Below are 13,834 nucleotides of genomic sequence, written 5' to 3' on the forward strand. Positions count from 1 at the left end.
ATAACACTTCAAAAAACGCAGAGGTTATTCAATGTCCTGAATGTCAGTCAACTCATGTTAATAAAAATGGTCATAAAAAACGTAAACAGAATTATATTTTTGTCGGTTGTGGCAGACAATTTATAGATTACTACCAACCTCATAAAGCTTATTCGTTCAAAACTGAAACGTGAAAATCTCAAAATGTATCTTAATGGTATAGGTTTTCGAGCAATTGAGAGGAGTAAAGGAATAGATCGCACCAGCATTATAAATTGGATCAAGCAAGTAGAAGAATTGCTCCCTGATGCTTACGAACCAGACACAATTACCCTGGTGGGAGAACTTGATGAACTAGAAACGTTCGAGGGAAATCGGGTAGCCAAAACATCCCTTGACCGCACCTATCATACCTCAATTCAGCAACGCCCTATTTGATTGTCGCCGTCACCGCAGTATAAAATTTCCCTTTCTGTAATGTCTGTGCGCGAGTCACCGTCACAAATCCTTTCAAACACCATACATCAACATCTATCTGCTTAAACGGCGCACCCTGCGGGATAGATTGTTTTCGCTGATTTTTAACTTCTGTACTATCCGACACAATTCCTGCAAGTTCCTAGAAGATTTTGTAATTATTTTAACTAACACTTTTCAAACCTCTCAGCAGCATTCCGGATTCGGTAGTGGCCTTAAGGATAAATGAACAAGAGTGTTTGAGATATGGGAGAGCGTTTTTCAATGTACGATATGACCCGATTTACCCCGCAAGATATGGCAAAATGCAGCTTAGTCCTGCGCCAGCTAGGTAGAAATACAGCTAGTATGGAGGCCTGCTCCCAGAAAATTGTTAAATTTATTTATCAACATTTTTGCAGTTTGCAAACGGGAGAAAATAGCTGTGTTTTGGTGCGTTTGTTCAAAACGCATCCCTACGGGGAATTAGAAGACTCATTGCAACAATCTGTCCGCCGCTTGATGAACGGTAATTCCCCTGCAGCCGACATGAAATGCTGGACTTTGCTAGCAGCAGCAGGCGCCCAACCGCAGTGGAATTCTCGGCACACAGCAGCAGAAAATCTGGCTGTTGGGTTAGTTAACGCCGAATTAGTAGCCGAAATGCCGACGATTTCGGAAATAATCCGGCAGTTTGGTTTAGACATTCCTACAGTCATCGGAACCCAGCCAGAAAGGTTCATACAATTAGAACCTGCAGTATTAAATATTTTTCACGTATCAGAGGCAAAAGGCAGCCCCTTGATTCCCGAACAAAATTCTTTGATTATTCCTTACAAAGTCAAATCTGTCTTGGGATTTGGGGGACTTCTGCCGTCTGGAAGTTTATTTGCTGTAGAGATATTCCTGAAAATTAAGATCCCACAAAACACGGCCCAAATGTTTAAACATTTAGCACTGAGTGTCAAAACATCTTTGTTGATGGGCGAGGAAAAAGTTGTATTTGACTCTTCAAAGTCTGCTGAAAAAATTGCAGTCAGTAACAATATTTCGGAAAATCAATTGCTGGAATATCAAATTGCAAATTTGATTGTATTGCTGGATTTTTCCGAACAGGAGATGCTCCGCCAAGCAGCTCGTTTTCAAGGTAGAATTGACAAGTTGCAGCGCGAAATTGCCGATCGCAAAAATAAGGATAAAGCTTTGGAACAAAGTCAAGAACCATTCACGGGTATCTTTAATGTTCCCAATGACGGTATTGTTCGCGTCGAGGAAAATCCAGGAAGTCAGTGTTTAAATCAAGGGGAAGAACAGATTTAACTCACTGTCTGTTAACATTGGTCTGTAGTGAGGAATGCAAGTCAAAAGTAAAAATCTGAGGACTTGCATTCCTCACTACAGACCTATAACGGGCATTGTACGGGACACGCTCTCATTGAGGATTGTGGGTTCTGGATGCTAAAATCGAGCCGTACCATTTATCTATTGGTGTTTGCTTTCCGATCCGAAATCCTAAGTCTTCAATAACTTGTCTGGTTTCGGCGTGAGTGTGGCCAGACCACAAGTGATATTCTAAAGAAAGGTTTTGCACGAGTTGCCAAGTATCTCGATCTTCAAATAACAGCCATTCTGCGCCTTCGCAGTCTACTTTGGCTAAATCGACGGTGCCGCCAATTCGATCGATCGCCCTGCGAAATGATACCATCGGTATGTCGCCACTGGCACTGACGGTCGATCGGGTTTTTCCCGAGACTTCCCGAATATCGAGGACGACTTTACCATCTTCGGCTCCTACAGCTTCCATAAAATAGGTAAAATTTGCGATTTTAGATTGATGTTTGAGGTAGCTTTCGAGGTTGGGATTGGGTTCGTAGGCGTGAATGACAGCTTGGGGAAATCGATTCCGGGCTGCGATCGGAAATAACCCGACATTGGCACCAATATCAAGAATTGTCATCAGCGATTCAGATAATTGTTCGACTCCGTAGCAGTCGTCTAAAAGCACTTCTATAAATTCTCCGTCCATGCCTTTTTCTGAAGGCACATTTACTTGATGGCGCTTTTCTTGCACAAGCAAATTATCGGGCAAATTAAAGTTAGCAACTCTGTTGAATTCTATGCCTAACTTTTTGGCTCTAATTTTACGTTGAAAAACTTGCACTAACTTATTGATAAGCATAGGACAAAACTTAGATTTTTTTCATTTTCATAATAACTCTCTCTGCGCCCTCTGCGCCCTCTGCGGTTCAAAAAAAATCTAGTTAACTTCAGAAAATAGGATTGCTACAGAGAATAAATCTGCTTTAATATATGTCAAAATACGCTCTTAAACACGAAAATAAAAAATGTTAGAGTTCGATCGCCTGTTCCAAACAATCGAAGAATTAGTCATGCTGCACTCACCCAGCGGTGTAGAGTCGGAAATTAACCAGCGGTTGATAGAAAAATTCGCCGCCTTGGGTGTGAATGCTTGGATCGATCGCGCAGACAATGCGATCGCCCTAATTCCCGGCCGCAATCCCTCCAAGTCGATCGCCATTACCGCCCACAAAGACGAAATTGGGGCGATAGTCAAAACAATAGGCGAAGGTGGCCGCGTCGAAGTCCGCAGATTGGGCGGCGCGTTTCCCTGGGTGTACGGCGAAGGTGTCGTCGATTTGTTGGGCGACAAGCAAACAATTAGCGGCATTCTCAGCTTCGGAAGTCGCCACGTTTCTCACGAATCTCCCCAGAAAGCTCAGCAGGAGGATGCTGCTGTCAAGTGGGAAAATGCCTGGATCGAAACCAAGTGTACTACCGAGGAATTAGCCGACGCCGGAATTCGGCCGGGAACGCGGATGGTGGTGGGAAAGCACCGCAAACGCCCGCTGCGGTTGAAAGATTGGATCGCGAGCTACACCCTTGACAACAAGGCTTCTGTGGCGATTTTGCTAGCTCTGGCCCAATATTTGCAAGAGCCTGCGGTGAATGTTTATTTGGTAGCGTCGGCGAAGGAGGAAGTCGGGGCGATCGGCGCTTTGTATTTTTCGCAGCGCCAGCAGTTGGACGCGCTGATTGCTTTGGAAATTTGCCCTCTAGCGCCAGAATACCCGATCGAGGACGGCGAAAACCCAGTGTTGCTGGTTCAGGACGGCTACGGAGTTTACGATGAAGGATTGAACGCCCAATTGCGCGCAGCCGCCTCCGCAGCCGATGTAGATGTGCAGTTGGCGGCGATTAGCGGTTTTGGGAGCGATGCTTCGATCGCCATGAAATTCGGCCACGTCGCCCGCGCCGCTTGTTTGGCTTTCCCCACGCAGAACACCCACGGGTTTGAGATTGCTCACTTGGGGGCGATCGGCAACTGCGCCGCCATCCTCAAAGCCTACTGCGAGCAACTTTCGGACGACTAGAAAAAAACTTTCGCAAATTAGTTGACAAATTCAGAAAAATTAGTTAAGTTAATAAAGGTGCGGAACACAAACAAACGCAACGCGCCCCCATCGTCTAGAGGCCTAGGACACATCCCTTTCACGGATGCGACGGGGATTCGAATTCCCCTGGGGGTATTGAAAAATTTAACTCCGATATCAAAATGATATCTAGCAACTGGTAAAGGCAACAAGCCCAACCCACACGCTAGGTATCATTTTTGCATTTGGTGGGTTTAACTTCCTCTCGTATTGGATAATTGTAAATCCAGATGCGATTTCAACCGCCGGTCTTCTTGCTGATTTCATGGAGGTAAGCTAAATTTTTGAATAGGCGAGATTTACAAAACATCGCACTCACTCGACTTAAAGAAGTAGAAGTGCTGCTCCAAAATCGTCAATACTCTGGTGCTTACTATCTCAGCGGTTATGTCATAGAATGCGCTTTAAAAGCTTGCATTGCCAAACAAACTCATAAATTCGATTTTCCTGACAAAAAAACCGTTATTGACAGTTATACCCACGATTTAGAAAAACTTATTAAAGTTGCTAAACTTGATGCAGAATTAAAATCCCTCCTCCGAGATCCAAATTTTTCACCTCGATGGGCATTAGTCAAAGACTGGTCAGAAGAAAGTCGCTACGAAAAACATAACAAACAAAAAGCTCTCGATGTTTATTCAGCAATTACCGACCCCAATCACGGAGTTTTGCAATGGCTACAGCAACATTGGTAAATCAAGAAATAGAAGAAGGTCAAAGACTTATAGACGCTCTCAATACAGCAGGTTTATCAGTTGATTCTGCTCTCTGGATCTACGCAATAGAACCGGAAACCTGGCGACTGATGCTCACTTCGCCTCTGTACGATAGCAAGGGCCCCCTTAAAAGTTATGAGGAAATATTATCAATATTTCGCCAAGTAAAACCAGAATTAAAAATCGATTGGACAGCCATTGTAGCAGTGAGTGTCAAGCATAAACTAATTGAAGGATTGCGTCAATTACAGAAACATTGGGACTTGAATTTATCAGGTAAACGCATGACAAATAACATGGTAAATCAGATGTTGATTTCAGATGCTTATATTTATCAAATTAAGTAAAAATAGCAAGGAATGATACCTACAAAATCGATCGAGATAAATTGCAGCTACTCGAACGTTACGATTCTGGTTGCCATAATCGATGTGTTGATAGTTTGGCTTGAGTGTAGTTTAACCTAATTTGATTTGACTGTCGGCAATAAGGGCGATCGACTTAGTTAGGAGTTGCGCGTGGGAGTTCAGAAACCGGGTTTTTTCGGAAAGACGCGTTGTCACCGACAAATTCGGTAAAAACCCGGTTTCTTGGTCGCAGTCGGTAAATCCTGTTATTGCTTCCTGTTCATTGCTTTTTAAAGGCGAGACAGCTTATCATAATTAGCAATTAGAGAGAATTTAAGCAACCTGCCATGCTGTGGACGCCCGGACAAATCCTCAAAACTCGCCCTCTCCGCATCGACGATATCCTCGGAATGGGGGGATTTGGCATCACTTACAAGGCCACACACTTGCAACTTAACTATCAAGTTGTCCTCAAAACGCCGAATCTGAGTTTGCAAAATGACCCGGAATATCCCAACTTTGTTCGCAGATTTATCCGCGAAGGGCAAATCTTAGCAAAATTTTGCCAAAACGCGCATCCTGGAATTGTCCGCATTAGCGATTTGTTTGAAGAAAAAGGCCTTCACTGTTTGGTAATGGATTTAATCGTCGGGCAAAGTTTATTTGATGCCGTACAGCAACAGGGGCGACTCCCGGATACAGAAGCAGTGGCTATTATCCGCCAAATTGGAGAAGCATTAAGTGATGTTCACCAAGCCGGAATTGTCCATCGAGATGCCCATCCGGGTAATATTATGTTGCGTCCCAACGGGCAAGCAGTATTAATTGATTTTGGTCTTGCAAGTGAATTAATGCCAACTATTATTAGTAGCAAACATCCTCATAACCCTGCTTTTGCTCCTTGGGAACAATATATTGAAGGTAGCGGTAAACCAACGGTTGATATTTATGCTTTAGCTGCATCTTTGTATTATGCAGTAACGGGAAAAGCGCCAACAGCTTCCCTCAATCGGCAGTTTAGAAATGAAGCATTGCCACCTGCGAAAAATTTTGGGGTGCAAGATTGGGTGAGTTTAGCAATAGAAAAAGGGATGGCATCCGATCCGCAAAAGCGGCCGCAGTCGATGAAAGATTGGTTGAGTTATCTGCGGGAACCGATTCCGTCAACTGTTGCCGGTGTTTCGGTACAGCTTAAATCAGCGCGGGGAGTTGACTATACTCGTCTGCGGGATTTATTGGCGGCGGAGAAGTGGAAAAAGGCGGATAAGGAAACACTCAAGGTGATGCTGAAAGCTGCTAGACGGGAGAAGGAAGGTTATTTCAATCGGGAATCAATTGATAATTTTCCTTGTGATGATTTACGCACGATTGACCAGTTGTGGGTAAAATATAGTCAAGGTCTTTTTGGCCTTAGCGTTCAGAAAAAATTTTGGTTAGAAGTTGGTGGTAAAGTAGATTGGGAGACTGAAAGAAAGCTGGGCGATCGCGTGGGTTGGCTAAAAGGAGGCAACTGGTTGGACGGCGTGTGGTTGAACTACGATGACCTGACCTTTAATCTGACAGCACAGAGTGGCCACCTCCCCTGGTGGTGTGGTGTGCGTGTGCGTGTGTTTGGGGTGGTGTGGGGTGGTGGTTGGGGTTTATTCTTCTCTCGCATCGAGAGCTGTAAGCTGTAATCTATAGCGATTTCAGCCCTTTGTCAAGTCTTTTTTTGAGAACTTTTTTTTACGAATATAGGGTTAATTAGCGAACAGTAATGCACCAATCCTATTAAATAATATACAGCTTAGATATGCCCTATGAAATAGAATTTACAACTGAATCTTTAGCAGACCTAAAACTTCTCAGACCTATCGATCGCAGTAAAGTAATCGATGCCATTGAAACCCATCTGATACACAACCCTACCCAAGAAAGTAAAAGCAGAATTAAACGTTTGCGGGAGATGGATAAACCGCAATATCGGCTGCGGGTTGATGAAATTCGTATTTTCTATGACGTTCGGGAGAATATTGTAGAAATTATCGCAATTATTCCTAAATCACAAGCGCCTGAATGGTTGTCAAGTGAAGGAAAAACTACAGAACCAACGGAGGAATAGATAATGAAAACAGTTACTTTGAGCGACTTACAAACAGATGTCTCAAAATACCTCGAACTTGCGGAATTAGAAGACCTCATTATTTTGAAAGAAGGAAAACCAATCGGTGTATTGCGGGGTTTTTCCGACGAAGAGGATGCCTTTGATTATGACTTAGAAAATCATCCCCTATTTAAAGAAAGAGTCAGGAAGTCTCGCCAGCAATTTCGAGAAGGAAAAGGTATTAGCCTAGAGGATGTCAAAGCTCAACTCCTCAAAGATGATCTACTCTAAAATGGATTTTCTCGAACACTTCTTAGTCAAACATTAACAACTATATCATTCCAAATCCGCAAGAGCTACTTTCAAGCAAGCACGAACCTCCTTCCAGTCACGTTCCGACAGATGACCAATTAGAACTAAGTTGGAAGATGGCGGTAGAGTGACAATAAAACTGCGAAAAACTGAAGCGACTCGTAAACCTGCTGTTGCCCAATCTAGGAGTGTATAATCAGTTACGCCTAAAGCAGTTGTCTGTGTAGTCAGGAGTCCAGCTATTACATCGCGGCGGGTTGTGTTATAGGTGACAGATGAGAGAATTACAGCCGGACGACGTTTAATGCCCGTGACACCAGGAAAATCTACTGTCACGACATCACCAGGATTAAAAGACACTTTTACATCTCCTCATTTTCAGGAAAAATGGTTGCCGCGTACTGTAAAGAAAATGCCGTCACATCGAGTTTATCTTCTTCATTCCAAGTCTCGCTTTCATCGACAACCGATAGATTTTGCTGCACCAAATCGTTGAGAATAAGAGTTGCCAAGCGCAGTCTATCCTTGGGTGAAAGGGTAGAAAGAACGCGATCGTAAACTTCTCGAACAGTAGTTGACATAGCAAATCCTCCTGCTGCTTATCTTGTGGAATAATTAGGGCAGATTGATTTGATTATAGCTCAAAATTTTAATAAATTTATGCTATAATCAAATTCTAAGTTTTAACCCCATATTCACCTATGCCAACTTTAACTGATATTGGCACTCTGATTATTTCCACACCAGAAACCTGTGGAAATCGCCCCCGCATCGCAGGCACTAGAATAACAGCTCAACGAATCCCCGTTTGGTACAAAATGGGGATGAAACCCGAAGAAATTATTGCAGAAATTCCCCAATTAAATTTAGCACAAGTTCATGCAGCTCTAGCTTATTACTACGCTAACAAAGAGCAGATAGATGCTGATATTGTAGCTGAAGAAGCTGAGTGCGATCGCTTATCTAATGAACAGAAAGCGGAGAGTTAATCTTGAGCAAAATTCGTTTATATTTAGATGAGGATATTCTGGAACGTTCCTTAGTCAAAGCGCTCCGAAATGCAGGGATTGATGTAGCTACAACTGCTGAAGCTAGCAATCTCAGTTGCACTGATGAAGAGCAATTAATATGGGCAACTGCCCAAGGGCGAGTTATCTATACTTTGAATGTGGGAGACTTTTGTCGCTTGCATAAAATTTATATGGAACAATGCCGGGAACATTCACGCATTGTAATGGGCCGACAAAGTTATTCGATTGGGGAACAATTGCGAGGATTTTTGAGGTTGATTTCTGCAAAATCAGCAGAAGAGATGATCGCTCAGCAAGAGTTTCTGGGAAATTATATGGACTAGCAATTTTAAATGCAGGAGACATCATCAGCCAAATTCGTCTTTCATTTAGGATCGAAAACTTAATAACTTAAACACCTCCTACAGTCCTCTCTCCTGTAAGTTGCCTTCCTCAAAGGAGGCAGAGCCTCGCCTATCTGCATTACCAGGCAGAGCCTGGTAACGAGCAGTGGCTTAAGTTATTAAATTTTCATTCCTTAGTTCTTTAAAAAAATTAAAGTCCTGACTACGATCGCAATTCCTAATTCCCAAGTATATTTATTTTCCGACCATGCGATCGAGCTTTTCCTTAACCAGCAAATCTGAGAAAGAGCGCAACACAAACAAGCCGCCGAATCCTGACAGAGCAAAAGCCACCATCGCCCCCGTTTGATATCCGCCCACCAGCAGCACCGCACCCGACAGCACCGCAAAACCAGTCACACAAGCAAAAATTAGAGTTTTCAGCGCTAAACTAATCCGTTTCAAGGCTCTTTCGCTCTCGATATTTCGGACTCTAATTTGCAATTCGCCATCTTCGATCCGCTGCTCCAAACGCTTGAGGAAAACTTGCGATTTGCTCGGCTGTCGCAATTTGTAGGTGATAAAAGCTCGGGCTTGTCTGGCTAATTCTGCGATCGCACTTCCGCGCCCCTTACTCACAGCCATACTCTTGACAAAAGGCTGAGCAGATGCTAAGAAATTGTAGTCTGGATCGAGAGTTCTGGCAATGCCGTCGAGAGTCGCCACTGACTTGATAATAAACATCATTTGTGCTGGCAAGCGAAACGGCTGCTGCTCGAACATGATGTAAAGTTCGTTCTTAATTTCATTAAAAGCTTGAAAATCGATCGGCTTATCAATAAACTTATCCAACAGAAAAGAAATCAGTCGGCGCACCGGCATCAGATCCGGCATCGGCTCAACTAAGCCGATCGTAATTAAAGTATCAAGTAGCTCATCAGTATCTTTTCTCAACACAGCAAAAAAAGTCTTGACCATTTCGTCTTTATCCAAAGACTTAACTTCTGCCATCATCCCAAAATCGTAAAAAATCAAGCTGCCGTCTTCAGTTACAGCCAAATTTCCCGGATGCGGGTCAGCTTGAAAAAAGCCGTCAATCAACAACTGCTTCAAGTAACAGCAAATTCCGAGTTGATTGAGCTTGACAATATCTACTCCAATCGCCTCCAAACTAATGCGGTCGTCCACCTTAATCCCTGGGGCGTATTCGACAGTCAGCACTTTTTTAGTAGTGTATTGCCAGTAGACTTTCGGCACAATAATCTGAGGATATTCTTGAAAATTATGGCTGAATCGATCGGAATTTTTACCTTCTTGCACGTAGTCAATTTCTTGATATAAAATCTTAAAAAACTCGTGATAAATAGATTCCAAGTCGTATTTGCGCGTCCCCGGAAAATAGCGATCGCAAAAACGCATCACTTGGCGCACCGCCTTCACATCTAAATCGAATAAACTTTCCAAACCCGGACGCTGCACCTTGACAATCACATCTTCCCCGGTGTGCAGCCTCGCTTTGTGCACCTGTCCCAGACTCGCAGCAGCGATGGGAAACGGGTCAAAATCGCGGTACAAAGCATAAATATCCTTGCCCAACTCTGATTCTACAAGAGCGATCGCCTCTTCGGAACTAAACTCAGGAACCCGATCCTGCAACTGTTCGAGTTCCTTCACATACTCCAGCGGCAGCAAATCTGCCCGAGTCGAGAGAGACTGCCCGATTTTAATAAAAGTCGGCCCCAAATCCAGCAAAGTATTCACCAACCAATGAGCGCGAATTCTTCTGGTATGAGGAGAATTATTTTGCAGCAGTCCGTCCCACCACAAAAAAAACATAAACTTTGCCGCCGCAGCAAAAACGTCTATTTGTCGTGCCAGGGGCGAATATTTAGAACGTTGCCAACGCAGGAGTTTCGGTGCAGCTTTTGTTAGCATAATATTCACGATCTAGTTCCATGCAGCGCGACATTTTTTTAGGGATGCTCCCTGCATCAACCTACTTCGATGTACAAAAATACTTCGTTGCAGGCCTTTGAAAGAGCTCAAAAACTCTATTTTTTCGGTCAATACTGCGCGATATTCTCTCCGGTTAGACAACTGTAATTAAGTTGGCACTCAGGAATTCAACTCCAGATCGATTTTTGTAGTAAGGACTGCAAGTTTTTATTAATTCATTAAGAAAGAATTAAATCATTCACTAGAAACCTTTGTACAAACACGCTCTAATTACGGGGAAATAACCGGAGATGGTATAAGTCAAGCGTGAAAATCAGCAATCGGGAACCGGCCATTTAAACAGACAACCAGACAAACAATTTAAAAAGCAGGATTTGCTAGCGTTGGTCAGATTTCCAAATCTCCCTATCAAGGCAAGTTTTCGCCTGACCAGGTGCCAGTTCTCAATTGTTTTCAACCTAACTATTCTTCTAGATGAGAGAGTTCCGCTGGAGATTGTGGCAGAGTCAGGGTAAAAGATGTGCGCCACAACTCATCAGCTTCAGAACTTTCTGCCCGACAGCTAGACACGTCAATAGTACCATTCAAGTGCTCTACTAAACACTTTACCAGCGCTAGACCCAAACCCGTACCTGCGATCGCTTGGTCAGTAATGCCAGTGCCGCGACGGAATTTGTCAAAGATGTGGGGTAAATCAGCAGCAGAAATGCCGCGCCCGAAATTAGAGACGCTCAAGACAATGCAGCCGTCAGTCTCAGACGCTTCCAAAATCACCGCACTTCCAGAAGCCGAGTATTTGCCAGCATTCGTCAGCAGTTCCAGCAGCACCCGCTTGAGACTGTCCGGGTCGGTTTCCACGCCAGCGACAAACTTCGGCAAATCCAACTTCAGAGTCAATTCCTTATCCGCCCACTTTTTCTCAAAATCCCCAGCTAAATCTTGAATTAAACGCTTGAAATCGATTTCGATCGCAGACATAGGGACTTGCTGGGGTTCAAACTGCTTGAGGGCCAGCAAATCGTTAACCAGAGCGGTTTGCTTGGAACACTGCTGCTCTAGAATGTCGAGATACTTAGCCCGACTTGCTAAGGGCTGTTCGGCTTGTTTGAGCATCAGAATCGCCAGCTTCATGATGGTTAGGGGGGTACGCAACTCGTGACTCATGGTGCTGAGAAACTCGTCTTCCATCAGCTTCAATTTGCGAAGTTGCTCTTGTTGATTGGCAGATTGTAGGTACAGTTTTTCCTGCACGTCGAGACTTTGCTGCAACTGAGCGGTTCTGTCTTCGATTAGAGTTTGCGCTTGCTTGAGCGTCTGAGTTTGGATAATCGCCCTGCTAGCTAGCACGCAGACTGATTCGAGAACTTCCAATTCTTCTGGGTTCCAAGGGCGGGGATCGAAGTGCTGCAATACCAAGAATCCCAAGACGGTTTTGTCGTCTGGGCTTTTGGTGTCGGTGAGGGGAACCAGCAACAGAGCGCGACTGTCTTGGAGTTTCAAGATTGCGGCGACGTTTTCTGGTTCGTTGCAGATGGATTTGCCTGCGTCAGCAAGGGCGAGGGGTTGGGGCGCGCTGTTGAATGCCCGATCGCACAAATTAGATGCCGACAGCCAAAAAGCGGGATACTTACTTGATTTTGAGTTAAGGCTTTTTGATTGGGAATTAGCAGTTTTATCCTTATTTTTTGTTTTGGCACTGGTCGTTGGTTTTTCTGCCTTGCTTGGTGCTATTTTTAGTTTCTTAGCATTTTTTTTGAGAACGGATTCCCCAACCAATTCGACTTTTGCTTTTGGTATTTGATTGAGGGAGGAAGTTTTTAAAAGGGGGTCTGTGTATTTCAACAGCAGGATTTGACCTCTATCTACTTGCAGGGTATCGACGGTATGTTCAATAACTCGCTGCAAAATTTGATCGGCTTCTGAACTCGTCTCAATCGCTGCTGCAACTGACCTGAGCAGATTTTTGTATTTAGCTTGTTGCTGTAACTGTTGTTTCAAACTAGCAATTTCTTGATTTTTTTGAATGTGAGTAATCGCGGTGCCGACCGCGTCTGATGATGCTTCTAGGCGCTCTCTGTCGGCTGCCGACCACTCGTGAGGTTGCAACTTACCAACAATCATCACGCCGTTTACTGCCCCTCCAAATCGCGCAGGCCCTGCCAAAATTGCCCGAAAAGGCAGCGGTGTCACCGGGGAATTGGCGGATAAACCTGCTGCCGGATCGAGATAATCTGATATCGCCACTATCTTGCCCTCTGCTAGCAAAAGCGCCAATACTGGATGATCGAGTGATATGTTGGGCGATTTTAAGCTTGTGGTTTGGGAGTGTTCCGGTGTTTGAGTTGAATCCGCTGCGGCATCGGCAGCATTTGGGCTATCGCTCTGGTTTTGCCACCAAGCATGGGGATTGATTACTTTCTGATCGGCTGCTGCTGCAAGCAAACAGAAATCTGCCCCCCATGCAACCCCTAAAGTATTTGCTATTTGCAGCAGCAGGATTTCTCGATCGATAGTGGTGGCGAGCATTTTGTAAATTTGCCGCCCCTCAAGGGCAGGATCGACCTGGTACTGCATAAGACGATCCAGAAATTTTTGGACTGATACTGGTTCTGCGATTTGTGGTAGATGCAAAGTGCAAGACTCTGACGGATCTCCGTCTATCGAAGTAAAGTCTTGATTTCCCTGGCGATCGGCAATCATGGCAAACAAGCCTTTATTTTAAAAGTGTTTGATCTGGCTCGCGCTGCAAATATATACCCTTTCTCGGTTAAGTGAGGTACACTCCCGCAATCGGTAATCGGTCATCGGTAATCGGTCATCGGTAATCAATCATCGCTGGTAGCTCACCCTCACTCAAATTACCAATCCTGCAATTACCTATTACCGTTCTTTGAGCGTACCTCATGTTACTGAGAACCGCTATACAACCTATCAATTACAGTCTGCTTAGCTTTTATGAGCCTGCTTTGTGTGTTTGTGTAGCCCGTCGGCGGGTCATTATTTTTGTGAAAAATATACCCCGATCGCAGCTAGTTTGATTTTGGTATTTTCTACCGCTTAGAAAAACCTAGGCAAACCTAGGTAAGCTCTGCGGTATAAGCTTTAAACGTTCTTTCTTAGCGCTTACGCTTCCTCTCAGGTCGAGGTTGACCAAGAAACTCCAGTTAGAAACGCTATAA

General features: G+C 44.2%; 15 protein-coding genes, 1 tRNA gene and 1 pseudogene. 11 read left to right on the forward strand and 6 right to left on the reverse strand.

Annotated elements, in window-relative coordinates:
- Positions 1 to 26: 26 nt before the first annotated feature.
- Positions 27 to 357 (forward strand): annotated as a pseudogene (locus tag IQ270_RS31290) (IS1 family transposase); the annotation flags it as partial.
- Positions 358 to 409: 52 nt separating this feature from the next.
- On the opposite strand, the gene IQ270_RS21895 reads toward IQ270_RS31290, so the two are convergent.
- Entirely contained in the window at positions 410 to 583 is a 174-nt protein-coding gene (locus IQ270_RS21895) for a hypothetical protein (RefSeq protein ID WP_193975319.1), read from the reverse strand.
- A gap of 137 nt (positions 584 to 720) precedes the next feature.
- Here IQ270_RS21895 and IQ270_RS21900 point away from each other — a divergent pair, with 137 nt between their 5' ends.
- Complete coding sequence (locus IQ270_RS21900; RefSeq protein ID WP_193975332.1) at positions 721 to 1,755, forward strand: histidine kinase; 1,035 nt, start codon at positions 721 to 723, stop codon at positions 1,753 to 1,755.
- A gap of 112 nt (positions 1,756 to 1,867) precedes the next feature.
- Here the strand turns inward: IQ270_RS21900 and IQ270_RS21905 are convergent, their stop codons facing one another.
- A complete protein-coding gene (locus IQ270_RS21905) occupies positions 1,868 to 2,614 on the reverse strand; it encodes an FkbM family methyltransferase (RefSeq protein ID WP_193975320.1) in 747 nt (248 codons plus the stop codon).
- Positions 2,615 to 2,780: 166 nt separating this feature from the next.
- On the opposite strand from IQ270_RS21905, the gene IQ270_RS21910 reads away from it, so the two are divergent.
- The 7 genes from IQ270_RS21910 to IQ270_RS21940 all read left to right on the forward strand — a co-directional run bounded on the left by IQ270_RS21910 (position 2,781) and on the right by IQ270_RS21940 (position 7,324).
- Positions 2,781 to 3,827 carry a M42 family metallopeptidase gene (locus IQ270_RS21910; RefSeq protein WP_193975321.1) on the forward strand — a complete coding sequence of 349 codons (1,047 nt, stop codon included), beginning with the start codon at positions 2,781 to 2,783 and terminating at the stop codon, positions 3,825 to 3,827.
- Between the two features lie 83 nt (positions 3,828 to 3,910).
- A tRNA-Glu gene (locus IQ270_RS21915) sits at positions 3,911 to 3,983 on the forward strand.
- A gap of 188 nt (positions 3,984 to 4,171) precedes the next feature.
- Positions 4,172 to 4,582 (forward strand): HEPN domain-containing protein, encoded by a 411-nt coding sequence (locus IQ270_RS21920; protein WP_193975322.1) that lies wholly within the window; start codon positions 4,172 to 4,174, stop codon positions 4,580 to 4,582.
- On the forward strand, positions 4,561 to 4,950 hold the full coding sequence (locus IQ270_RS21925; protein WP_193975323.1) for a hypothetical protein: 390 nt from the start codon (positions 4,561 to 4,563) through the stop codon (positions 4,948 to 4,950). Before IQ270_RS21920 ends, IQ270_RS21925 begins: the two co-directional genes overlap by 22 nt.
- A 347-nt stretch (positions 4,951 to 5,297) precedes the next feature.
- Complete coding sequence (locus tag IQ270_RS21930) at positions 5,298 to 6,626, forward strand: serine/threonine-protein kinase (protein ID WP_193975324.1); 1,329 nt, start codon at positions 5,298 to 5,300, stop codon at positions 6,624 to 6,626.
- Positions 6,627 to 6,742: 116 nt separating this feature from the next.
- Positions 6,743 to 7,051 (forward strand): type II toxin-antitoxin system RelE/ParE family toxin, encoded by a 309-nt coding sequence (locus tag IQ270_RS21935; RefSeq protein ID WP_193975325.1) that lies wholly within the window; start codon positions 6,743 to 6,745, stop codon positions 7,049 to 7,051.
- 3 nt (positions 7,052 to 7,054) lie between these two features.
- Positions 7,055 to 7,324, forward strand: a complete 270-nt coding sequence (locus IQ270_RS21940) for a type II toxin-antitoxin system Phd/YefM family antitoxin (RefSeq protein WP_193975326.1) — start codon at positions 7,055 to 7,057, stop codon at positions 7,322 to 7,324.
- A 45-nt stretch (positions 7,325 to 7,369) separates the two neighbouring features.
- Here IQ270_RS21940 and IQ270_RS21945 read toward each other — a convergent pair whose 3' ends face one another.
- Both IQ270_RS21945 and IQ270_RS21950 read right to left on the reverse strand, forming a co-directional pair.
- Positions 7,370 to 7,705, reverse strand: coding sequence for a type II toxin-antitoxin system PemK/MazF family toxin (locus tag IQ270_RS21945; protein ID WP_193975327.1), 336 nt, complete (start codon positions 7,703 to 7,705; stop codon positions 7,370 to 7,372).
- A 2-nt stretch (positions 7,706 to 7,707) separates the two neighbouring features.
- Positions 7,708 to 7,926 carry a hypothetical protein gene (locus IQ270_RS21950; protein WP_193975328.1) on the reverse strand — a complete coding sequence of 73 codons (219 nt, stop codon included), beginning with the start codon at positions 7,924 to 7,926 and terminating at the stop codon, positions 7,708 to 7,710.
- Positions 7,927 to 8,046: 120 nt separating this feature from the next.
- On the opposite strand from IQ270_RS21950, the gene IQ270_RS21955 reads away from it, so the two are divergent.
- Positions 8,047 to 8,334 carry a DUF433 domain-containing protein gene (locus IQ270_RS21955; RefSeq protein ID WP_193975329.1) on the forward strand — a complete coding sequence of 96 codons (288 nt, stop codon included), beginning with the start codon at positions 8,047 to 8,049 and terminating at the stop codon, positions 8,332 to 8,334.
- Between the two features lie 2 nt (positions 8,335 to 8,336).
- Positions 8,337 to 8,699 carry a DUF5615 family PIN-like protein gene (locus tag IQ270_RS21960; protein ID WP_193975330.1) on the forward strand — a complete coding sequence of 121 codons (363 nt, stop codon included), beginning with the start codon at positions 8,337 to 8,339 and terminating at the stop codon, positions 8,697 to 8,699.
- Positions 8,700 to 8,954: 255 nt separating this feature from the next.
- On the opposite strand, the gene IQ270_RS21965 is transcribed toward IQ270_RS21960, so the two are convergent.
- Together IQ270_RS21965 and IQ270_RS21970 are read right to left on the reverse strand one after the other, a co-directional pair.
- A complete protein-coding gene (locus IQ270_RS21965; protein WP_193975331.1) occupies positions 8,955 to 10,634 on the reverse strand; it encodes an AarF/ABC1/UbiB kinase family protein in 1,680 nt (559 codons plus the stop codon).
- A gap of 483 nt (positions 10,635 to 11,117) precedes the next feature.
- Positions 11,118 to 13,355 (reverse strand): GAF domain-containing sensor histidine kinase, encoded by a 2,238-nt coding sequence (locus tag IQ270_RS21970; protein ID WP_228056583.1) that lies wholly within the window; start codon positions 13,353 to 13,355, stop codon positions 11,118 to 11,120.
- Positions 13,356 to 13,834 lie beyond the last annotated feature (479 nt).

The sequence above is a fragment of the Microcoleus sp. LEGE 07076 genome (genome assembly GCF_015207455.1).
In the GTDB taxonomy this organism is placed as follows: Bacteria; Cyanobacteriota; Cyanobacteriia; order Cyanobacteriales; family Microcoleaceae; genus Microcoleus.